Below are 22,517 nucleotides of genomic sequence, written 5' to 3'. Positions count from 1 at the left end.
ATGACGGTCAGTAATTTCAATTTTAAAGGTCATAACCGTTATATCGTTATCGTGCCTGCCAGTGCGTCAACGCCAGCTGGATTCCAGTTATTAACGTTTGAGCAAAACAATAATGTTAGTGAGATAATTAATGAAATCTCGCCTCATTTAGTTCGTGATCGTAATGCATTAATTTATGCGCGCAGTCTAGTGATGAATGCGGGTGTAAATGCTAGCTTAAATCCAAGAGATATCACTCGTAAACTCAGTGACATTATTGAGCGCAATTTACTCAGAGTGTATGGTGAAACACCCAAACAACAAACTCAGCATTCAACTGAAACAGGCACTCTAGGCGCAAGTTCAACCAATACCAAAGCACCCAAAACCAATAAGGGTAAACAAACTTCTGCGTCAGTTCAATCCGGTACTGTGGCGAATCATTCCCCGACGGAAGTGGCTATTGATCAGCAAGAGTGCCGCAGCGATCCCGTATCAATGTTAAGTGGCGAAGAAATTTTACCGTTAGTAGATTTTGAGCTTAATGGCTTAATGCCGCTAACGTGGCGTCGTTTGTATCGTTCGAGCAAAATTCTTAACAATGTTGGTATGGGTTACGGCTGGCGACATAACTTTTGTGTGCAGCTGGATCATAAATATCAAGCGCCAGCGAAAGTTGGGCCTAAAAAACCCGGTAAATATTGGTTTGAATTAACCGACGATGAAGGCCGAGTACATGTGTTCGACTCGGTTAAACGAGGGCAAACCAGTATCCAACTTTCAACAGGTTGGTCGTTAGTACATCAAGCTGATGGCCGCCATGTGTTAATAAAGCCCGATGACAGCCATTGGGCATTTATACAAAAACAAGTTGCAGGCAAAGATGTTTGGCAACTTGAAACCATTAGTAATCATCAAGGCCAATATTTTCAGCTGTATTATGATCAGCAAGGGCGTTTAACCCAAATCACCACAGGCCCAAAACGTGGCGTATTGTTATTTTACAATGCACAAAGCAATTTGTTAAAAGTCGCTTCGTACATGTTAGATAACGAAGGCAACAAACAAATTCACCAAAATTTGTTAGCCAGTTATCAATATGATGACGCTCAAGCACTTATAGCCGCCACAGATAGTAATGGGCGAGTAGAGCGTTACAGTTATGTTAAGGTCAAGTCAGCCGACATCACATCTGACAGTGATCATCAATACAATCCTAAAAGTACCACCTATCTATTACAACGCAGAACTCGTGCATCAGGCTTTAGTCATCACTTTTCGTGGGACGGACAAGACCAGCGCGCTAAATGTATTGAGCAATGGGGTGATGATGATATTTATCATTATCACTTTGAATATACGGCACTCGTTAACGGTATAAAAAGCAGTTGTACAGACTCTTTAGGTCATCGCGAGACTTTTATTCACAATGCACAAGGGCTTTTGACTGAGCATCATAAGCCTAATGGCACTGTGATACGTCATCAATATGACGCTGTTGGTCGCAAAGTGGCCACCGTTGATGCGTGTAATAATCCAATTCAATATACCTATAACGAGCAAGGGCAGTTACTGGCTGTTATTCAAGCGGATGGTGGTACCACAAGGTTTGAATATAATCGTTTAGGTCAAAGAATTGTCACCCGAGATGCGATAGGCCGAACGGCTAAAAGACATTACGATGCCACGGGACGATTATTGTCTGAGAGTGGTTTTGATGGCCGTCAAAGTCAATTTCAATACAATGATGCTGGGCAGTTAACTCAAAAAGTCGATGTTAATGGTGTTATTCATCGTTACCATTGGGACCGCGATGGCGAATTGTTGGCAACGCAAGTCGGTGATGCGTTAACTCGTTTTAGCCATGACAGACTGGGGCGAGTTAATGCCACGATTAATCCGCAAGGTTTGGTCACTGAATTTATTCGTGACAACAAAGGCCAAATTGTCGAAAGTAAATCCTATCCACAAGACAAACAAGATCACTCTGAAGAAGCCATTAGTCATTATTATCAATATGATGATGCCGGCCGTATTATTCGCCAGCGTCAACAGGCTGATGTAGCTGGCGAGCAAGAACTCAGTAACGATAGCGAGTACATTGAAAACATTATCGACTATGACGGTTTAGCCCAACCGCGCCAACAAACCTTTGCCGATGGCAGTTGGCTGAAGTTTTTTTATGATAAAGAACGTAACTTAAATCGCATCGAGCGAAGTGACGGGGCGCAGTACCGTATTGAATACACAGCAACAGAGCAACCTAAAACATTAATCGGTTTTGATGGCCGTGAACAACATTATCAATATGACGCCAATGATAACTTAGTGGCAGTGAACGACAGTGATATTCGTTTTGTTGAGTTAAAACGTGATTCAATGGGGCGAATTTGTCAGCAAAGTAGTCATGTCAAACTTGAGCTCAGTGCCACATCTGCATTACTGAATACTCAGAACTTTTATCAATATAATCCGATAGGTCAAATTACTCGAGCCCATAACCAACATCGCACCGTGCAGCAACACCTTGACGCTCAAGGGCGTATAAATCGGGTATTACAAAGCCAGTGGCAACTTGAATATCAATATGATGATTCAGGCAACCGCTGTGGCTTAACCTTGCCTGACGGGCAACAGATTGATTATCAATACAATAAAAACAGTCAATTAAGTGGCATTAGCGTTACAGGCAATGGATTTACAGTCAATGGCCCATCGAAGCAGCGCATACCGCTGGCTCATTATCACTATCTGCCATCGGGTTTGTTGCACAAAACAATCCAGGGTAATCAGCTTGAACTCACTCATGCCTATGATGCTCATTCAAGGTTAATTGAGCAGACATGGCAACATGCACAAAATCAGACTCGATTCTTTGCATCAAGACGTTATCAATACGATAAACAGCATCAATTACAACGCTGCGAAAGTAAGTTTGGAAACGATAGTGCTGTGAATGGTCAATCTTCTGAGCATATCGAACATAAGCCAGAGGTTAAACAGTTTAGCTATAACAAAATCAGCCAGTTAATCAGTATTAGTGATACTGGCGTGTCTGGCGAAAACCCAAATATTGCTGACAATGCATCTAATGCTCGTCAGCAATACCAATGGGATGCTTTTGGTAACCCATTACAGGCTATTCGTGCTAGTGATACCCATACCCAAGGTATAAGTAGTAAACATGTTAGCGCTAATGAAACTGCTAGCAGTCAATCAGCTGAAACAGTAAGGCCAAATAAAAAAAATCATGATGTGGTGGTTAACAACGACCGCTTAATGAGTATGGCTGGAGTTGATTACCGCTATGACGCCAGTGGCAACCAAATCAGCCAAGTGGGCACTGGCGATAAACAACAGCGCAGCTTTAATGGTTTAAACCAGTTGGTGCAAATCAACGTTAATGGCAAGCTGACCCAATACGAATATGATGCCCTAGGCCGTCGCAGTGCAAAAATCACCGAACTAGGTCGCACCGACTTCATTTGGGACAATCATCAGCTTATTGGCGAATGCACTTTAGGTGAATACACTTGGTATATTTATCAGCCTGATACTTTTACACCTGTAGCACTGATTAAAGCAGGACAGGTTTATTATTATCACTTAGACCAACTCGGCACACCTATTTGCTTAACGGATGAAAATGCTAAAATTGTCTGGCGCAGCCAACAAGATGTGTTCGGCCAGACAATTAAAAGCACATCTATTAAAGATACAGATATTGAAGATGCGGATAATGAGCATGCCTATATTGATTATGCAGCTCTGCAAGACAAGATTGCTAACCCAATCCGTTTTCAAGGGCAATACTTTGATGACGAATCAGGGTTACACTACAATCGTTTTAGGTACTACAGCCCCGATCAAGCTCGATTTATACACCAAGACCCTATTGGTTTGGTAGGCGGGATAAACCATTATCAATACGCACCTAATCATGTCAACTGGGTGGATCCGTTTGGGTTATTGTGTAAAGAAGGTCAAAGTAAGGTTAAAGCAGCTTTAGACGCAAACCTGGTAATATCTGATGAGTTAAAAGATAAGCTAATAGCGCTTACTAAATTAGAGAACACGCCTTTTACCGCAGATGAAATGATTGAAAGTATTAAAAGCGGAACAGCAGAAAACTTAGTATCAAAAATATCGAAAGTAGACCCTATTAAAGTTAATTGGAATGAGTCAAATCCTGAAGGGATTGAAGTTAAAGATCCAAGAGATTATTTTGTTGGTAAAATCATTTATGAAACCCTTTTAGGAAAGGGAATGGAAGCTGATCTGGCATTGACTATATCACGAGAGTTGTTAGAGTCAGGAAGTGTTGAGCCACAAGTTGTCACTTTACAACCCGGAGATAAACTGTATAAATTAGTTCCCAAAAATTCAGGTGCGCCTAATGAAAACTCTCCATACTTTATGACATTTGAAATGCTCAGTAAGCTACCAAATGATTCACAAAGTACAGGTTCTTTACTTGGTTTACCGCAAATACCAGAAGAGTTCGATACTTACGAGGTCGAAGCTCAAGAAAAAGTAAATGTTTATCAAAGCACAATCGCCCCATTTTCTGTTAATAATGCGAAATACCGTAGGAAAGGTGGAGGCGTCCAAACCCTTATAGTTAATAGAGAGAAATTTAGTTCTCCTAAGATGTTGGTAATAAATGAATAAAATTGACCAAATAAAAAAAGAGCGAAAAGATTTAGAAAATATGCTGCTAGCAAAATCAAATAATAAGGCTGCGAAAGATGTTTTTGAAGCTCTACAGCCTTTTTTTGAAAAAATTGACAGTATGAAAAGTTATCACCCTATAGGTAGAATTAGATTGGTATATTTATTTTTGGAAAGTGATTTGAGCAATGATAAGGATTTATTTAATTGTTATGGTCGCTTTGCAAATCTTGTTGAAGGTGTTGAAGTTTAATTGTCGAATTAAACTTATATAATAACATGGTCACCCATCTCAGTTATTGCGCTGTCATGAAAAAATACGGACGATGATATTAAAATTAACGAATGCTTTACCACGAAGATGCAAGAACGATGTAATTAATACTCTTAGCGCTAACAAAGGGGACATATGGCAAGCTATTGGCGAGTTTTGGGAAAACTAGTGGTGATGATATGAATGAACATGATAAATGGTAACAAGAGATTAGATGAAAGGAAGCCCCTTAATAGGTAAAGATCCATTCAATTTACAGGGCCTTAAAAAGCACTGGATTTTTTGTTGTCAGAAGAACCTTAATTCAAAGCAGATTGATGAAGCTATGAAGGAGATAGTGGCAGGTAAGCAATTTTTGACAATGAGAGCGTTTGGAGAATACTTGATGGAAATGTAATTATATCGCTAAATTGTCAAAAATCAATTCCCAAACAATTAAAGAATTACAGATTTTATTTCTTATTAAAATCAACAATGACAAGGATAATACGATGTCATCAATAAAAATAACTCAAGCTGTCGGGCTGGGTGGAGCTAACAATTTAAATGATGTGAAAGTAGTACAAACTGCATTAAATAAATTACTCAAACTCATTCCTCCTACAAAATCACTAATTGTTGATGGCCGTTTAGGCTCTAGGCCTGAAAACGCTAAAACTGTTGCAGCGATAAAGCTATTTCAAAGAAAAGTACTCAATATGGTACGTCCAGACGGCAAAATTGACGCTAATGGTCGAACTCATCGAAAGATAAATGAAAAATTGGCAGGTAGCATTGGCTTAAATATCGGGCTTACATTAAGTGTAAAAGGCATTAACTTATTAAAAGCAATAGAAAATTTTAGAAGCAAACCTTATGATGATCAAACTGGTTCTGATATAAGAGCATGGGTTGAAGGAGCAACTATTGGATATGGTCATTTAATTGCTAAAGGTGATTGGGCTAGATACAGTTCTTCGATTACAATGTCTGACGCATCGATTTTATTTGAACATGATTTAGCCCCTTATGTTCGAGATGTGAGGCAACATGTAAAAGTAGCGTTAACTCAACAACAATTTGATTCACTTGTTATTTTTACCTTTAATATCGGCGGTTCAAACTTTAAGTCATCTTCGGTATTAACGTTAATTAATGACTCGGCAGCACTTACATCCTATCCAAATTTGGAGTCCGCTTGGAAAGCATGGAAAAAATCTCAAGGGATTGTTAATAAGGGTTTAGTTAATCGCAGAAATTGTGAATGGAACATTTATACAAAAGGGATCTATAAAGAATGGTAAAATTAACAAAGATTATTTTTTTATCTTTTCAACTATTCATTATTTCACAGTGCTTCGCTATAGACAATCCTGATGCTCCAGATTATGTCAACGATTTTATAGCTGATGCACTTATTTATGAAAGTAAGCTGTCACAATGTGACTGTAGTCCTATTGAATTAACTGCTGAATATGAAGCGTTTAATCAGTTTTTAGACCAACGGCTAGTCCATTCTGAGCGTCTCGTTAATCACTTCGTAGAAGATGATGGAAAATTGTTATTTAATGAGTCACAAGCTTCTTGGGAAGCATATGCTAAAAAAGAAGGCGAGTTTATATTAGCTAATTGGACAAAAGAAAGTTTCGGTTCTTCTTACTTGTTGTCTCGATTAGATTATCTAACCAGCATCAAGAAACAGCGAATAATAACCCTTTATTATTACGCAAAAAACTATCCACCTTTATGACTTATGCTGTCCTTCAATTCTTATTCAACACCTAATTCAGTTAAAGTGTTTGCTGCATAAATGGAGTTATTTTATAGTCTTAGTGATTAGTGGTCTAGTACAAACATTAAATCAATAAACTTAACATAATAATATCTGACGTCTAACTTCATAAAGACATTAGATGAGATCAACATTATCAATAAGGTAAAGGAATACTATGCACGATATATTTGGCGAAATTAGACGCGAATTTTACACTCAAACAATCAGGGAGTGGTTAGGGTGGATTGTGGGGACCTTTTTACTGGTTGTGTTGATTAAATGGTTTGCTCAACAATATGACGTCCCAGAATTTGAATTTCATGTCTGGGTTTCAGCAACTCTTTATCTCTGGTATGTCGTAACCGTCTAGCGAACCACACCTACTGTTTAAAATTCCAGGGTAACAGGATGTCGATATCAGGTGCTGGTTTACACAGTTCATCAAGGCAAACCATGATGTAATCAAATGGGATTAGACCATTTATTTTGGCGGTTTCCACAATGCTGTAAAGGGTGGCACTTGCATGTGCACCGTTAGCCGTTTGGCTAAATAACCAATTTTTTCGGCCTATCACAAACGGTTTTACCGCGCGTTCAGCTCTATTATTATCGATGCTGAGTCGTCCATCATCGACATACCGAATGAGCTTGTGCCATTGATTAGCCAGGTAATTAGCTGCCTCAATCAGTTTGGTATTGCCCACTAAATTTAGCTGGTTCTGCTCAAGCCAATTTTTTAGCTTGTCCAGTATAGGCACACTGGCTTGTTGTCTTGTCGTGTATTTATCATCCGCACTTTTATCTTTAACGCGTGACTCAACGCCGTACAGTTTTTGGATAAGGCTCAATACCACATCCGCTTTGCCGGTTTTATTTTTCCCTTGCAGCTTTTTCGCGTCGATAAATTTACGACGAGCATGAGCCCAACAGCCGATTAAGGTTGCCTCTGTTTTGGCATAGGCCTGATAACCATCCACGTGTAAATACCCTTGATATCCATCAAGATAATTAACCACGCAGGCGGCCGCGCGACTATTGTGGAAGTCGTAAAGCACGATATTAGGGATAGGATTATTCGGGTCTGGTGAATCTCGACCTGACCATTACACATGTAGCTGTTCACTTTATCGGATTTCACCACCTTTAATGGCGTTTCATCGGCAAACAGCGTGGGCTGCTTTAACAGCTCGGCTTTAAGTCGCTCAACTAGTGGCGCGAAGAGTGCGGCGGATTTGTCTATCCAGCTGCTCATGGTCTGGCGACTGAGCTCAATACCGTATTGCTTGAACATTCCTTCCTGGCGATAAAGCGGTAACCCATATTGGTATTTACTGGTGATAAGCTGACTGAGCAAACTGCTCGTTGCAATGCCTTTGTTGATGGGTATGGCAGGCATTGAGGCTTGCTTTATCTGTGTTTGAATCGAGGCTTTATCACCGTAACGGCAAGCGTACTTAGGCCGAATGTGCTCAATCACTTTGATTTGAGCGGGAATAAACTCAAGCTTTTCTGACTTATCCTCACCCATTTTATGTAGCTCACCGCCACAACAATTACAGGTTTTATCTTCGATATCGTGGATAACCTGCTCACGGGGTAAGTCTTTTGGCAGTGGCTTACGCACTGGCTTTTTACGGGTATAGCTAATGGATTGTTGCTCAGCCTCAGCGGCTTCAACAGTTTCCTCCACTTCATTGAATAACTCGCCTTGCCCTACAAAGCCTTCAGCACTTTTGCCGAATTGTTTTTGTTGAGCTAAACGCCAGCGCTCTTCCAAGGCTGCGATTTGTGCATCCTTCTGCGCTAACAGTTTTTCAAGTTCAGCAATACGCTGTTTAAGGGCGAGTTCATTTTTCATGAAGCCTATTTTAAGGCATAACAAAAGGCTTTCCAGTGCTAACTGAACGTCTTTTGATGATCATCAATCGATCGCCATATCTTTTGAATAATTAAAGCACTTGCTTACCTGCGACATCAATTTTGCTGTGGCCAATCACATCATAACCCGCTAATAACCAGTGTAATTGTTGCTCGGTTAATGTCATGGTGGGTGACATGAGTTTAGGCCATTTGAACTTATATTTATCTAATCGCTTATACCACAGTGCAAAGCCGGTGTTATCCCAGTACAGCAGTTTGAGTTTGTCGCGCCCTTTATTACAAAACACAAATAGCGCACCACTGAGCACCGGTAGTTCAAGCTCTGCTTCCACTAAGGCGGCTAATCCATTAATCGATTTACGAAAATCGACCACATCCGCACATAAATAAACGGTGGGCACATCAACAAACATCTTCATGCCATCAGCCCTTTAATGATGGCAACGATATCGTTCATTGCTAAATTGGCAGGAAACATTAACTGGCCTGTGCGGATATCAAACTGCACCACATTTTGATGAGTTTGCGCGCAGACTTCAGTGGTGGTTTGTTTTAACTGAATAAAACGTGATGATGTGGGGTTCGTTGTTTGCACTGGCAAGGTTGAATTAGGCTGATATTCAGCCAGTAAAGCGCGCTGTTTATAGTAAGTGGTGATAGAGACATTATGGTGTTGGCAAAATTCGATATTAGTGCCACTAAACGAGCCGCGTTGTTGAAGTAGCATCTGCCACTGAGTCGTTGTTCTGTATGTTTTCATCACCTGCTCTAAATTTATCATTGAGCAGGTATTTTTAGACAATCAGAACATCGATGCTAGGTGTACTTCGCTAGACGCATACTTTAGGACTGATTTATACACTACGTTAAATAGTCTCTGATATCTAAATTTAAATAACAAAAAAGCGCCTTTCGGCGCTTTTTTAGTTTGGTTAATCAAAAGATTAACGCTTATCAACGCTCACAAATTCACGTGCAGACTCACCAGTGTATAACTGACGTGGACGGCTGATTTTGTGGCCTGGTTGATCTAACATTTCTTTCCAATGTGAAATCCAACCAACAGTACGTGACAATGCGAATAGCACTGTGAACATATCGTTAGGGATACCAATGGCTTTCATGATGATACCAGAGTAGAAATCAACGTTCGGGTATAGCTTCTTAGAGATGAAGTATTCATCTTCAAGAGCGATACGCTCAAGTTCCATTGCCACGTCTAATAATGGATCAACCACTTTAAGTTCTTTAAGGACTTCATGACAAGTTTCACGCATCACTTTAGCGCGAGGGTCGAAGTTCTTATAAACGCGATGGCCAAAGCCCATTAGACGGAATGGATCGTTTTTGTCTTTCGCTTTCTCGATAAATTCAGGAATGCGATCAACGCTGCCGATTTCTTCTAACATTTCTAAGCAAGCTTCGTTAGCACCACCATGAGCTGGGCCCCACAACGAAGCAATACCCGCTGCAATACATGCAAATGGGTTAGCACCTGAAGAGCCAGCTAAACGAACTGTAGATGTAGATGCATTTTGCTCATGATCAGCATGCAATACAAAAATACGGTCCATTGCTTTTTCTACAACAGGATTAACTTTGTACTCTTCACACGGAGTAGCAAACATCATCGACAAGAAGTTACCTGCATAACTTAAATCGTTACGTGGATAAACAAAAGGTTGCCCCATTGAGTACTTGTAGCACATCGCTGCTATTGTCGGCATTTTCGACACTAAGCGGTAAGCTGCAATTTCACGATGCTTTGGATTGTTAACATCAAGAGAATCTTGATAGAAAGCAGATAATGCACCTGTTACACCACATAGCATTGCCATTGGGTGTGCGTCACGGCGGAAACCTCTGAAAAAGAATGCAATTTGTTCATGAACCATAGTGTGTTCTTTCACTGTGGAAACAAATTGTTCGTAATCAGCTTTAGACGGTAATTCACCATATAATAGCAAGTAGCATAAATCTAAGTAGGTCGATTCAGTTGCAAGTTGTTCAATTGGATACCCACGGTGTAACAAGATACCTTGCTCACCATCAATATAAGTAATTGCTGACTCACAAGATGCAGTAGCTAAAAAGCCTGGATCAAAGGTGAAATACCCTTTTTTTCCAAGTGTACTGATGTCGATAACGTCAAAACCTTCAGTACCTTTCTTGATAGGTAGGTCGATTGATTCGTTTCCTGGTAACTCTAATTTGGCTATATTATCAGCCATACCCCGTTCTCCTTACTTCATTCTTCTATATGAGTGCGGCATGTTAAGCGGTCATTACTTTACAGTGGATCGGGATCACAGATCAATTTAAATAAGCGTTTAAATTTGTTAGACCATGGTATATGTGCCCTGTAAACCGCTCTGCGCTTGGATTAGAATAAAAAAATACTAAAAAAACTTATTTTGCATAATGTGAGGTTTGTATTTGACAATTCCCACGAGTATACTTGCCTGCGCCCCCAAGGGCGACGAACATCACAGTTTAGGAATGATGAATTTACGAACTAAATAGTGGTTTCTCAATTGATTAGATGTTTCAGAGTGGTCCGTTATTTGTTTTAAAACGTATGCCTAGTGTTAGCGTTAATAGTTAAACAAAAAACAGATAGATAACAAAAATAATGCTCGACGGAGCTGAGTGAGCAGAACGTGAAAAAGCAAAGACCTGTCCATCTAGACCTGCAGACGATAAGCTTTCCTGCGACAGCTATCGCGTCAATCCTACACCGTATTTCCGGTGTTATCATGCTATTCGCAATTGGTATTCTTCTATGGCTGTTAAATTCGACTTTAACATCACCAGAGGGGTTTGCTAGCGTACAATCCTTGTTCGATGGTTTCGTGATGAAGTTCATCATTTGGGGTATTTTAACTGCGTTGGGTTATCATTTATTAGGTGGCATTCGTCATTTGATTATGGATGCCGGACACTGGGAAGAATTAACTTCGGGTGTTGCATCAGCTAAGGCTACTTTTGTGTTAGCAGTAGTCTTTTCAATCATAGCGGGGATTTGGGTATGGTAACAAATGCAGCAAGTTTTGGACGCAGTGGTGTTCATGACTATATTCTATTACGCGCAAGTGCAGTGATCCTCGCTTGTTATACTATTTTCTTAGTAGGTTTTATCGCGTGTAGTGCCCCGTTAACTTTCGAAATTTGGAGTGGCTTATTTAGTTCACTTCCAATGAAAGTCTTTACCCTTATAACGTTAGTTGCTTTACTTATTCATGCGTGGATTGGTGTATGGCAAGTGTTGACTGATTATGTCAAACACACAGCGTTACGTGGTGTATTACAGTTTACCTTTGTTATGGTCGCGATCAGTTATTTAGCGTCAGGCATTGTAATAGTGTGGGGTGTTTAAGTGAGTATTCCAGTACGCGAATTTGATGTAATCGTAATCGGCGCCGGTGGCGCGGGTATGCGAGCAGCATTACAGATTTCTAAAGAAGGTAAGAGCTGTGCGCTGTTATCTAAAGTATTCCCAACTCGTTCACATACCGTTTCTGCTCAAGGTGGTATCACCGTAGCATTAGGTAATGCTCACGAGGACCATTGGGAACAACACATGTACGATACGGTTAAAGGTTCTGATTTTATCGGCGACCAAGAAGCTATTGAGTTTATGTGTAAAACGGGTCCGGAAGCGATTATTGAACTTGAGCAAATGGGTTTACCTTTTTCTCGTTTCGAAAATGGCACAATCTACCAGCGTCCTTTTGGTGGCCAGTCTCGTAACTTTGGTGGCGAGCAAGCTGCTCGTACCGCTGCTGCTGCTGACCGTACAGGCCATGCATTGCTTCATTGTTTATACCAACAAAACGTTAAACATAAAACTAACGTTTATTCTGAGTGGTATGCCTTAGATTTGGTTAAAAATGAAGATGACGTTGTAGTGGGTTGTACCGCAATTGAAATTGAAACAGGCGATATTGTTTATTTCAAAGCCAAAGCAACGATATTAGCAACGGGTGGTGCAGGGCGTATTTATGCTTCGACCACTAATGCTCATATTAACACCGGTGACGGTGTAGGTATGGCAGCACGTGCTGGCATTCAATTACAAGACATGGAAATGTGGCAGTTCCACCCAACGGGTATTGCTGGTGCAGGTACCTTGGTAACTGAAGGTTGTCGTGGCGAAGGCGGTTACTTATTAAATAAAGATGGCGAACGCTTCATGGAGCGCTATGCACCGAATGCGAAGGATTTAGCTTCTCGTGACGTGGTAGCACGTTCAATGATGACTGAAATTCGCGAAGGTCGTGGTTTAGACGGTCCTTTAGGTCCGCATTTGTTACTAAAGCTTGATCATTTGGGCAAAGAAACCCTTGAAGCGCGTCTTCCTGGTGTGTGTGAATTATCACGTACTTTCGCTCATATCGATCCAGCAGACGGTCCTATTCCTGTATTGCCAACATGCCACTACATGATGGGCGGTTTACCGACTAAAGTGAGCGGTCAAGTTATTCGTCAGAATAAAGATGGCAGTGAGCAAGATGTATTAGGTTTATTTGCGGTTGGTGAAATCGCTTGTGTATCTGTACACGGTGCAAACCGCTTAGGCGGTAACTCATTACTCGATTTAGTGGTCTTTGGACGTGCTGCGGGTCAACATTTAGGTAAAGCGTTAGACGCGACACCTGATCCAAAAGCGGCATCAGACATAGAAATTAGTGCATCACTTGCTCGTCTTAATCGTTGGGAAAGCAACAAAGACGGCGAAGAACCTGCGGTTATTCGTAAAGCGCTTCAATTGTGTATGCAGTTAAATTTCTCTGTTTTCCGCAGTGGTGAAGCCATGGCTGAAGGTCTAGAGCAGCTACAAGCTATTCAAAAGCGACTTGATAATGCTAAGTTATCTGATAACTCAAATGAATTTAATACTCAGCGTATTGAATGTTTAGAATTAGATAATTTAATGGCAACAGCGCTGGCAACTGCTTATGCAGCTAACTTCCGTACTGAAAGCCGTGGTGCGCATTCTCGTGAAGATTATTTAGATCGTGATGATGACAATTGGTTGTGTCATAGCTTATTTGACCCAGTGACTAAGAATATGAGCAAACGTGATGTCAACATGACACCTAAATTACGTGATGCATTCCCACCAGTAAAACGTACCTATTAGGCAGGAGTTGCAAAAGATGAAATTAACATTTGCATTGTATCGTTATAATCCTGATGTAGATACCAAGCCTTACATGAAGGATTACACCCTAGAAGTGCCTGATGGTTCTGATATGATGGTGTTGGATGCGTTAATTAAGCTGAAAGAACAAGACTCAACGATTGCGTTTCGTCGCTCATGCCGTGAAGGCGTGTGTGGTTCTGACGGTGTTAACATGAATGGTAAAAATGGATTAGCGTGTATTACGCCAATATCTACCTTTAAAGGGAAGAAAATTGAAGTCCGTCCTTTACCAGGCATGCCAGTAGTTCGAGATTTGGTCGTTGACCTAACTCAGTTCTACAAGCAATACGAAAAAATTAAGCCTTATCTGATCAATGATGAAAAGGCGCCAGCTCGTGAACATATACAATCACCTGAAGAGCGTGCTCATTTAGATGGTTTATACGAATGTATTTTGTGTGCATGTTGTTCAACTTCGTGTCCATCTTTCTGGTGGAATCCGGATAAATTTATCGGTCCAGCCGGTTTATTGCATGCTTATCGTTTCTTGATTGACAGCCGCGACACGGCAACTGAGGAGCGTTTATCTGATCTAGATGATGCTTACAGTGTGTTCCGTTGTCATGGCATCATGAACTGTGTTGATGTTTGTCCTAAAGGATTAAACCCAACTAAAGCGATTGGTCATATCAAGTCGATGTTACTGAAGCGAGCTGTTTAATGCACGACGAAGAGCAAAATAGTCTGACTTATTAGCTCTGTTAAGAGTCATCTTCATTATTGGAGATGGCTCTTTTGCGTGTTTATGTAAGACCTCCTGCTACTATCTTGTAAAGATAGTTTCAGTCTACGTGTGATGTAACTTACGTTACTCACTGTTATGTTTATGGCTAGCACGTGTATCAAGTTTGAAAGGAATAACAATGCACCAAGGCATCATGAAAGCCTGGCTCGAGTCGTCACATTTAAGTGGTTCGAACTCGACCTACGTAGAAGAGATGTATGAAGCCTATCAAGAAGATCCGCAATCAGTGACCCCTGATTGGCAGCTTGTTTTTGATAATCTCCCTCCGGTTAACGGTGCCTCAGTAGAAGTACCCGAAACTGCTCACTCTAAAGTTCGTGACTATTTCCGCAGTTTAGCTCTACAAGGTCGTTTAAAAAACGCTACCAGCGTCGGCGATCCAGAGTTAGATGCGAAGCAAGTTAAGGTTCTGCAACTGATCAATGCTCACCGTTTCCGTGGCCATCAAAATGCCAATTTAGATCCATTAGGATTGTGGAAGCGCGAGGAAGTTCAGGAGTTAGATCCTGCTTATCACGGCTTAACCGTAGATGACATGCAGCGTCAGTTTAATACTGGTTCATTCGCCCTAGGTGGTGAGACCATGAAACTGGCTGATATTATTCACGCACTAAAGAGCACTTATTGTGGCTCGATTGGTGCTGAATACATGCATATTACTGATACCGATGAAAAGCGTTGGATCCAACAACGTCTTGAACCCACATTAGGTAAAGCCCAGTACGATAACAGCGTCAAAAAGCGTATTCTTGAAGGGTTGAATGCTGCAGAAGGTATCGAAAAATACCTTGGTGCTAAATTCCCTGGAGCTAAGCGATTCTCTTTAGAAGGTGGTGATTCGCTCGTTCCGATGATGCGTGAAATCATTTACCGTGCAGGCGAAGCGGGTACTAAAGAAATCGTGGTAGGTATGGCTCACCGTGGTCGTTTAAACTTGCTCATTAACGTGCTAGGTAAACGTCCTGCTGAACTTTTTGATGAGTTTGCGGGTAAGCATGCCGACACTCACGGTTCTGGCGATGTAAAATATCACCAAGGTTTCTCATCTGATTTTGAAACGCCAGGTGGAAACGTTCATTTAGCACTTGCCTTTAACCCATCTCACTTAGAGATCGTTAATCCAGTGGTTATTGGTTCTGTTCGTGCTCGTCAAGATCGTCGTGGTTGTAAAGACGGTCTGCAAGTCATGCCAATTACTATTCATGGTGATTCTGCTATAACTGGCCAAGGCATTGTGCAAGAGACGTTTAACATGTCTCAAACACGTGGTTTTACTGTTGGCGGTAGCATTCGAATAGTGGTCAATAACCAAGTTGGTTTTACCACATCTAATCAGGCTGACACACGTTCAACCGAATACTGTACTGACATCGCTAAGATGGTTCAGGCGCCAATTTTTCATGTTAATTCTGACGATCCTGAAGCGGTTGCGTTTATCTCTCAACTTGCAGTGGATTATCGTAATGAATTTAAGCGTGATGTGGTTATTGATTTAGTGTGTTATCGCCGTCATGGCCATAACGAAGCTGACGAGCCTAGTGCTACACAGCCGCTGATGTACGCTAAAATCAAAAAGCACCCTACGCCACGTAAAATCTATGCAGATAAGTTAATCGCTGAAAATAGTATTCCAGCCGATGAAGTGACTGGTTTGATTAACCATTATCGTGATGCATTAGATGCTGGTGATTGTGTGGTTAAAGAATGGCGTCCTATGACGTTACATACTGTTGACTGGACACCGTATCTTAATCGCGAATGGGATGAAGATTACGCGGGTGCTATGTCAATGGAACGTCTACAAAACTTAGCCAATAAGTTAGTTGATATTCCTGAAAACCATACGCTTCAATCTCGTGTTGCCAAAATTTGTGCTGACCGTACTGCGATGGCTAAAGGCGAAAAGTTATTAGACTGGGGCTTCGCTGAAACCTTGGCCTATGCTTCTATCCTTGAAGATAACAAGCGTGTGCGGATCACTGGTCAAGACTCTGGTCGTGGTACGTTCTTCCATCGTCATGCTGTATTGCATAGCCAAAAAGACGGCACTACCTATTTACCTTTGCGTAATGTGGCTGATGAACAAGGGCCAATTGATATTATTGACTCAGTATTATCTGAAGCATCTGTGTTGGCATTTGAATACGGTTACGCTACGGCAGAACCAGGTGGCTTGACCATTTGGGAAGCGCAGTTTGGTGATTTCGTCAACTGTGCCCAAGTGGTGATTGATCAATTCTTATCATCTGGTGAGCAAAAGTGGGGCCGTTTATGTGGTCTAACGATGCTATTACCTCATGGTTATGAAGGCCAAGGTCCTGAGCATTCAAGTGCACGTCTAGAGCGCTTCTTGCAATTATGTGCTAACCACAACATGCAAGTGTGTGTGCCATCAACTCCGGCGCAGGTTTATCACATGTTGCGTCGCCAGGTTGTGCGTCCAATGCGTCGCCCGCTGGTAGTCATGTCACCTAAATCTTTGCTACGTCATCCATTAGCGGTGTCTACCTTAGAAGAGCTTGCTGAAGGGACTTTCCAAAATATTATTGGTGAGATTGATACCTTAGATGCAAGCCAAGTTGACCGCGTTGTATTCTGTAGCGGCAAGGTGTATTTCGAGTTACTTGAAAAACGTCGCAAAGAGAATGTTACCAACGTTGCCATTGTGCGTGTTGAGCAGCTATATCCGTTCCCTGACGTGGAATTGCGTGAGGCATTAGCAACATATCAACATGTTACTGATTTTGTTTGGTGTCAAGAAGAGCCACAAAACCAAGGTGCATGGTACTGTAGTCAGCATCATTTCTGGGCTAATATTCCTGCAGGCGCTCAACTAACTTATGCCGGTCGTGAAGCTTCTGCTGCACCAGCATGTGGTTATCCTGGGTTACACGTACAGCAGCAAGAATCATTAGTAAATAGCGCATTAAAACTGTCGTAATAGATAATTTATATAAGGGAAGCTTTCCATGAGTATCGAAATTAAGGTACCCGTATTACCAGAATCTGTTGCTGATGCAACTATTGCTACTTGGCATGTTAAACCTGGTGAACAGGTGACACGCGATCAAAACTTAGTTGATATCGAGACTGACAAAGTTGTATTAGAAGTGGTTGCACCAGAAGACGGTTCAATCTCTGAATTGTTATTCCAAGAAGGTGACACCGTTTTAGGTGAGCAAGTGATTGCTAATTTCGTCGCTGGTGCAGTGTCTGGCCAAGAAGTGACTAAAGCTGAAGCATCAGCGCCTTCTACTAATACAACGACTGAAGTCGCTACTGATGAATCTAACGATGCATTAAGTCCATCTGTTCGTCGTGTTATTGCTGAGCATAATCTTGATGCCAGTAAAATTAAAGGTTCTGGTGTTGGTGGACGTGTGACTAAGGATGATGTTGATGCATTCCTTAAGTCTGCTCCAGCTAAAGCAGCAGCGCCGGTAGCGCCTGTTGCAGTATTAGAAGGCCGTAGTGAGAAGCGTGTACCAATGTCACGTCTTCGTAAGACTATCGCTAAACGTCTTTTAGAAGCGAAAAATTCAACGGCAATGTTAACCACGTTTAACGAAGTTAACATGAAGCCAATCATGGATATTCGTAAACAGTACCAAGACATTTTCGAAAAACGTCATGGTATTCGTTTAGGCTTTATGTCTTTCTATATCAAAGCGGTGACTGAAGCGCTAAAACGTTTCCCTGAAGTTAACGCCTCTATCGATGGTGATGACATTGTGTATCACAACTATTTTGATATCAGCATTGCAGTATCGACTCCACGTGGCCTGGTGACACCAGTATTACGTGACACTGATACCATGAACCTAGCTGAGATTGAGAAAGCGGTACGTGAATTAGCCATTAAAGGCCGTGACGGAAAACTGTCTGTTGCAGACATGACTGGCGGTAACTTCACTGTGACAAACGGTGGTGTTTTCGGCTCGCTAATGTCTACACCCATTTTGAACCTACCACAAAGCGCAATCTTAGGCATGCATGCCATTAAAGATCGCCCAATGGCAGTCAATGGTCAGGTTGAAATCCTGCCTATGATGTACCTAGCACTCTCTTACGATCATCGTATTGTTGATGGTCGTGAGTCAGTTGGCTTCTTAGTCGCGATTAAAGACTTCCTAGAAGATCCAACTCGTCTGCTACTTGATCTATAAGTAGTTAGATAAAACCCTCGTCGCTGGCTCATATTGAGCCAGTTGGATTTGATTAGAAGTATATGGATAGATCATCATGAATTTGCATGAGTATCAGGCAAAATCTTTATTTGCCGAATATGGTTTACCAGTCTCTGAAGGCTTTGCATGTGATACCGCTCAAGAAGCAGTTGAAGCAGCTGGCCACATTGGCGGGAACCTATGGGTTGTTAAGTGTCAAGTACACGCTGGCGGCCGTGGTAAAGCAGGTGGCGTTAAAGTTACCGGAAGTAAAGACGAAATCAGAGCATTCGCTGAAAACTGGTTAGGTAAGAACTTAGTAACGTACCAGACTGACGCTAAAGGTCAGCCAGTTGCTAAAATTCTAGTTGAAAGCTGCACTGACATCGCCAATGAATTGTACTTAGGTGCAGTTGTTGACCGTAGCACACGTCGTGTAGTGTTCATGGCGTCGACTGAAGGTGGTGTTGATATTGAAACTGTGGCTGAACATACGCCAGAGCTTATTCACACAGCTATCATTGATCCGTTAACAGGTCCTCAGGCTTTCCAAGCTCGCGATCTTGGCTTCAAGTTAGGTTTAAACCCAACACAAATGAAGCAGTTTACTAAGATCTTTATGGGTCTAGCGAACATGTTTAACGACCATGATTTTGCGTTATTAGAAATCAATCCACTTGTTATCACCACTGAAGGCAACCTTCATTGTTTAGATGGCAAAATTGGTATTGATGGCAACGCATTATTCCGTCAGCCAAAAATCAAAGCGATGCATGATCCATCACAAGATGATGCACGTGAAGCACATGCTGCAAAATTTGAATTAAACTATGTTGCTTTAGACGGTAACGTAGGTTGTATGGTTAACGGTGCCGGCCTAGCAATGGGTACAATGGACATTGTAAACCTACACGGTGGCAAGCCAGCTAACTTCTTAGACGTTGGCGGTGGAGCAACTAAAGAACGTGTTGCTGAAGCCTTTAAGATCATTCTTTCTGACAGCAATGTTAAAGCAGTATTGGTTAACATCTTCGGTGGTATCGTGCGTTGCGATATGATCGCTGAAGGTATTATCGGTGCGGTTAAAGAAGTTGGCGTTAAAGTGCCAGTTGTTGTTCGTCTTGAAGGTACTAACGCCGAATTAGGTCGTGAAGTATTGGCTAAGTCTGGTCTTGATATCATCGCGGCTACAAGTCTAACTGACGCGGCTGAGCAAGTTGTTAAAGCTGCGGAGGGCAAATAATGTCTGTTTTAATTAACAAAGATACCAAGGTAATCTGTCAAGGTTTCACTGGTGGTCAGGGTACTTTTCACTCTGAACAGGCGATTGCTTATGGCACGCAAATGGTTGGTGGTGTTTCTCCTGGAAAAGGTGGTCAAACTCACCTAGGTCTTCCAGTCTTTAACACAGTTAAAGATGCTGTAGCGGCAACAGGTGCAACTGCAACTGTTATCTACGTACCAGCACCTTTTTGTAAAGATGCTATCCTTGAAGCAATCGATGCTGGCCTTGAGCTAATCGTTTGTATCACTGAAGGTATCCCAACACTTGATATGCTGCAAGTGAAAGTGAAGCTTGAAGAAACTGGCACTCGCATGATTGGTCCTAACTGCCCAGGTGTTATCACGCCTGGTGAATGTAAGATTGGTATCATGCCTGGTCACATCCATTTACCTGGTAAAGTTGGTATTGTTTCACGCTCTGGTACATTAACGTACGAAGCAGTTAAGCAAACTACTGATGAAGGTTTCGGCCAATCTACTTGTGTAGGTATCGGTGGTGATCCAATTCCTGGTACTAACTTCATTGACGTATTGGAAATGTTCCAAAACGATCCACAGACTGAAGCGATTGTAATGATCGGTGAAATCGGTGGTAATGCAGAAGAAGAAGCTGCTGAATATATCAAAGCACACGTAACTAAGCCTGTTGTATCTTACATTGCTGGTGTTACTGCACCAGAAGGTAAGCGCATGGGCCATGCTGGCGCAATTATCGCTGGTGGTAAAGGTACTGCTGAAGATAAGTTTGCTGCTCTTGAAGCTGCAGGCGTTACGACTGTTCGCTCTTTAGCTGACATTGGTAAAGCACTACGTATTCGTACTGGCTGGTAATATTTACTCGGCTTGAAAAAGGCGCTTAGGCGCCTTTTTTATTGGTTTTTTTTACACTATTTTTCATACTGTTATATTTTTCATATTATTATAATAGACAATCAGTTGGCATTTAGTTCGGTATTTGTAAGGTAAGTATGGCCATCATCAGTATTATATTTCCGTTAATTTTTATGGTGGTATTAGGTTTTGTATTAACCCGAGTGGGTTTCTTTAATAAAGAACACATTGCTGGGATCAGCAAATTTACTTTTTATGTCAGTATTCCGGCATTTTTATTTATCAATATGCTGGCAGCACCATTAGCGCAAAGCATTGATCCATTTGCATTGCTGGCTTTTTATTTACCAGTGTTGTTAGTGTTTGCTATAGGTTACCGAATTAATCGCCTCTTTAGTCCAATAGCGCTGCAGGGGCGTGATGCCAGTGCGGTATTCGCGTTGGGCGCCAGTTATTCCAATACGGTATTGGTAGGTTTACCCATTATTATCGCTGCATTAGGCCCAGCAATGATAGGGCAGGTATTTATGATCATTACTTTTCATAGCGCCACCCTGTTTGCACTGACTTTTATCTTAGCTGCACGAGCGCAGCCTCAGGGTTTCTCGTGGCGACGGTTTGCTCGCTCTATGGCACTTAATCCGGTAGTAATGAGTATAGGGCTAGGCATTTTTGCGAATGCATTAAGTATTAACTTGGGACCACAATTAGATGATGGTTTAGCGCTATTAGCTAAGCCCGCTTTGGCGTGTGCATTGTTTGTGCTAGGTGCTAATTTAAGTTTTTATCGCGTAGGTGAACATTGGCGTTTAGCCTTAATGGCAAGTAGCTTAAAAATTATTTTATTGCCAGCGTTAGTGTATGTGATGGCGCATTTTGTGTTTGAGCTAGCAGCTTCAAGCACCGCGATGTTGGTGTTACTCAGTGCCTCTCCTCTTGGCGTCAACGCTTATCTTATTGCCACAGAGCTTAAGCAACATGAATCAACTTTAGGTAGCACAGTGGTATTATCGACCTTGTTATCTGTGTTTAGTTTTAGCCTATGGCTGACATTGTTGCTTTAACTAAATTTTCAATCTTATGACAAATATTAACCAATAAAAAACCAGCAAATTTGCTGGTTTGTTTGTTGCTCACATACTGACTATTCGTCAGCGTGATCACAAGTATCATTGGTGCAATGGCCATAAAGGTACAAGCTATGGTGAGTCAGCTTGATGTTATGACGCATGGCGATTTCATCTTGGCGACGTTCAATTACGTCGTCAGTAAACTCAATCACTTTATCACAGGTTAAACACACTAAATGATCATGGTGTTGTTGAGTCGACATTTCAAACACCGCTTTACCACTTTCAAAATGATGACGATTTAGAATGCCCGCATCATCGAACTGGTTTAATACTCTGTATACAGTAGCGAGACCAATTTCCTCGCCTATTTCGAGTAACTTTTTATATAAGTCTTCTGCACTGATATGCTGGTTGTCTGGGGATTGCATCAGTTCTAGAATTTTAACTCGCGGCAGAGTTATTTTTAATCCGGCTTTTTTGAGTGCTTGATTTCCATCTGTCATTGCTAATCTCTTGATTGCAGAACCAATCGGTTCATCGGTGGATATTCTAATCATTATATGTCTTGAGTCTAAAAACATAAACCTCTTAAGCTGCTTTATCAACCTATATAGAGGATATTTAGTAAAACAGTCACTTAAGCTGATATTATTT

Annotated in this window: 18 protein-coding genes and 1 pseudogene; 14 read left to right on the top strand and 5 right to left on the bottom strand. The window is 41.5% G+C overall.

Annotated elements, in window-relative coordinates:
* From GUY17_RS12475 to GUY17_RS12455, 5 genes are all read left to right on the top strand, one after another.
* Positions 1-4,650: an RHS repeat-associated core domain-containing protein gene (locus tag GUY17_RS12475; protein WP_162023334.1), complete on the top strand. Its 4,650-nt coding sequence runs from the start codon at positions 1-3 to the stop codon at positions 4,648-4,650.
* A complete protein-coding gene (locus GUY17_RS12470) occupies positions 4,643-4,903 on the top strand; it encodes a hypothetical protein (RefSeq protein ID WP_162023333.1) in 261 nt (86 codons plus the stop codon). Before GUY17_RS12475 ends, GUY17_RS12470 begins: the two co-directional genes overlap by 8 nt.
* 235 nt (positions 4,904-5,138) lie before the next feature.
* The gene (locus tag GUY17_RS12465; protein WP_162023332.1) at positions 5,139-5,321 is read left to right on the top strand and encodes a hypothetical protein; all 183 of its coding nucleotides are present in this window, start codon (positions 5,139-5,141) and stop codon (positions 5,319-5,321) included.
* Positions 5,322-5,415: 94 nt separating this feature from the next.
* A complete protein-coding gene (locus tag GUY17_RS12460; RefSeq protein ID WP_217351053.1) occupies positions 5,416-6,207 on the top strand; it encodes a glycoside hydrolase family protein in 792 nt (263 codons plus the stop codon).
* Positions 6,201-6,653: a hypothetical protein gene (locus GUY17_RS12455; RefSeq protein ID WP_162023331.1), complete on the top strand. Its 453-nt coding sequence runs from the start codon at positions 6,201-6,203 to the stop codon at positions 6,651-6,653. Before GUY17_RS12460 ends, GUY17_RS12455 begins: the two co-directional genes overlap by 7 nt.
* Before the next feature lie 404 nt (positions 6,654-7,057).
* On the opposite strand, the pseudogene GUY17_RS12450 reads toward GUY17_RS12455, so the two are convergent.
* The 4 genes and pseudogenes from GUY17_RS12450 to GUY17_RS12435 form a co-directional block, all read right to left on the bottom strand.
* Positions 7,058-8,535 (bottom strand): annotated as a pseudogene (locus GUY17_RS12450) (IS66 family transposase).
* A 91-nt stretch (positions 8,536-8,626) separates the two neighbouring features.
* On the bottom strand, positions 8,627-8,977 hold the full coding sequence (gene tnpB / locus GUY17_RS12445; RefSeq protein WP_162023330.1) for an IS66 family insertion sequence element accessory protein TnpB: 351 nt from the start codon (positions 8,975-8,977) through the stop codon (positions 8,627-8,629).
* Positions 8,974-9,318, bottom strand: a complete 345-nt coding sequence (locus GUY17_RS12440; protein WP_162023329.1) for an IS66 family insertion sequence element accessory protein TnpB — start codon at positions 9,316-9,318, stop codon at positions 8,974-8,976. Before GUY17_RS12440 ends, tnpB begins: the two co-directional genes overlap by 4 nt.
* Positions 9,319-9,502: 184 nt before the next feature.
* Entirely contained in the window at positions 9,503-10,789 is a 1,287-nt protein-coding gene (locus tag GUY17_RS12435) for a citrate synthase (protein WP_101086890.1), read from the bottom strand.
* A 429-nt stretch (positions 10,790-11,218) separates the two neighbouring features.
* Between GUY17_RS12435 and sdhC the strand changes: the two genes are divergently transcribed.
* From sdhC to GUY17_RS12390, 9 genes are all read left to right on the top strand, one after another.
* The gene (gene sdhC, locus GUY17_RS12430; protein ID WP_101086891.1) at positions 11,219-11,593 is read left to right on the top strand and encodes a succinate dehydrogenase cytochrome b556 subunit; all 375 of its coding nucleotides are present in this window, start codon (positions 11,219-11,221) and stop codon (positions 11,591-11,593) included.
* Positions 11,587-11,934 carry a succinate dehydrogenase, hydrophobic membrane anchor protein gene (sdhD, locus tag GUY17_RS12425; RefSeq protein ID WP_101086892.1) on the top strand — a complete coding sequence of 116 codons (348 nt, stop codon included), beginning with the start codon at positions 11,587-11,589 and terminating at the stop codon, positions 11,932-11,934. The genes sdhC and sdhD overlap by 7 nt, the downstream gene beginning before the upstream one ends.
* Positions 11,935-13,701 carry a succinate dehydrogenase flavoprotein subunit gene (gene sdhA, locus GUY17_RS12420; protein WP_101086893.1) on the top strand — a complete coding sequence of 589 codons (1,767 nt, stop codon included), beginning with the start codon at positions 11,935-11,937 and terminating at the stop codon, positions 13,699-13,701. It abuts the gene before it with no gap.
* Positions 13,702-13,717: 16 nt separating this feature from the next.
* Positions 13,718-14,425: a succinate dehydrogenase iron-sulfur subunit gene (locus tag GUY17_RS12415; RefSeq protein ID WP_101086894.1), complete on the top strand. Its 708-nt coding sequence runs from the start codon at positions 13,718-13,720 to the stop codon at positions 14,423-14,425.
* 202 nt (positions 14,426-14,627) lie between these two features.
* A complete protein-coding gene (sucA, locus tag GUY17_RS12410; protein ID WP_101086895.1) occupies positions 14,628-17,450 on the top strand; it encodes a 2-oxoglutarate dehydrogenase E1 component in 2,823 nt (940 codons plus the stop codon).
* 28 nt (positions 17,451-17,478) lie between these two features.
* Positions 17,479-18,675, top strand: a complete 1,197-nt coding sequence (gene odhB / locus GUY17_RS12405; protein ID WP_101086896.1) for a 2-oxoglutarate dehydrogenase complex dihydrolipoyllysine-residue succinyltransferase — start codon at positions 17,479-17,481, stop codon at positions 18,673-18,675.
* A 76-nt stretch (positions 18,676-18,751) separates the two neighbouring features.
* Positions 18,752-19,918 carry an ADP-forming succinate--CoA ligase subunit beta gene (sucC, locus tag GUY17_RS12400; protein WP_101086897.1) on the top strand — a complete coding sequence of 389 codons (1,167 nt, stop codon included), beginning with the start codon at positions 18,752-18,754 and terminating at the stop codon, positions 19,916-19,918.
* A complete protein-coding gene (gene sucD, locus GUY17_RS12395) occupies positions 19,918-20,790 on the top strand; it encodes a succinate--CoA ligase subunit alpha (protein WP_101086898.1) in 873 nt (290 codons plus the stop codon). Before sucC ends, sucD begins: the two co-directional genes overlap by 1 nt.
* Before the next feature lie 137 nt (positions 20,791-20,927).
* A complete protein-coding gene (locus GUY17_RS12390) occupies positions 20,928-21,854 on the top strand; it encodes an AEC family transporter (RefSeq protein ID WP_162023328.1) in 927 nt (308 codons plus the stop codon).
* Between the two features lie 80 nt (positions 21,855-21,934).
* Here the strand turns inward: GUY17_RS12390 and fur are convergent, their stop codons facing one another.
* Positions 21,935-22,366, bottom strand: a complete 432-nt coding sequence (gene fur / locus GUY17_RS12385) for a ferric iron uptake transcriptional regulator (protein ID WP_101086900.1) — start codon at positions 22,364-22,366, stop codon at positions 21,935-21,937.
* Positions 22,367-22,517 lie beyond the last annotated feature (151 nt).

This window comes from Shewanella sp. Arc9-LZ, assembly GCF_010092445.1.
In the GTDB taxonomy this organism is placed as follows: Bacteria; Pseudomonadota; Gammaproteobacteria; order Enterobacterales; family Shewanellaceae; genus Shewanella.
This window is presented reverse-complemented; position numbering and strand designations above follow the sequence as displayed.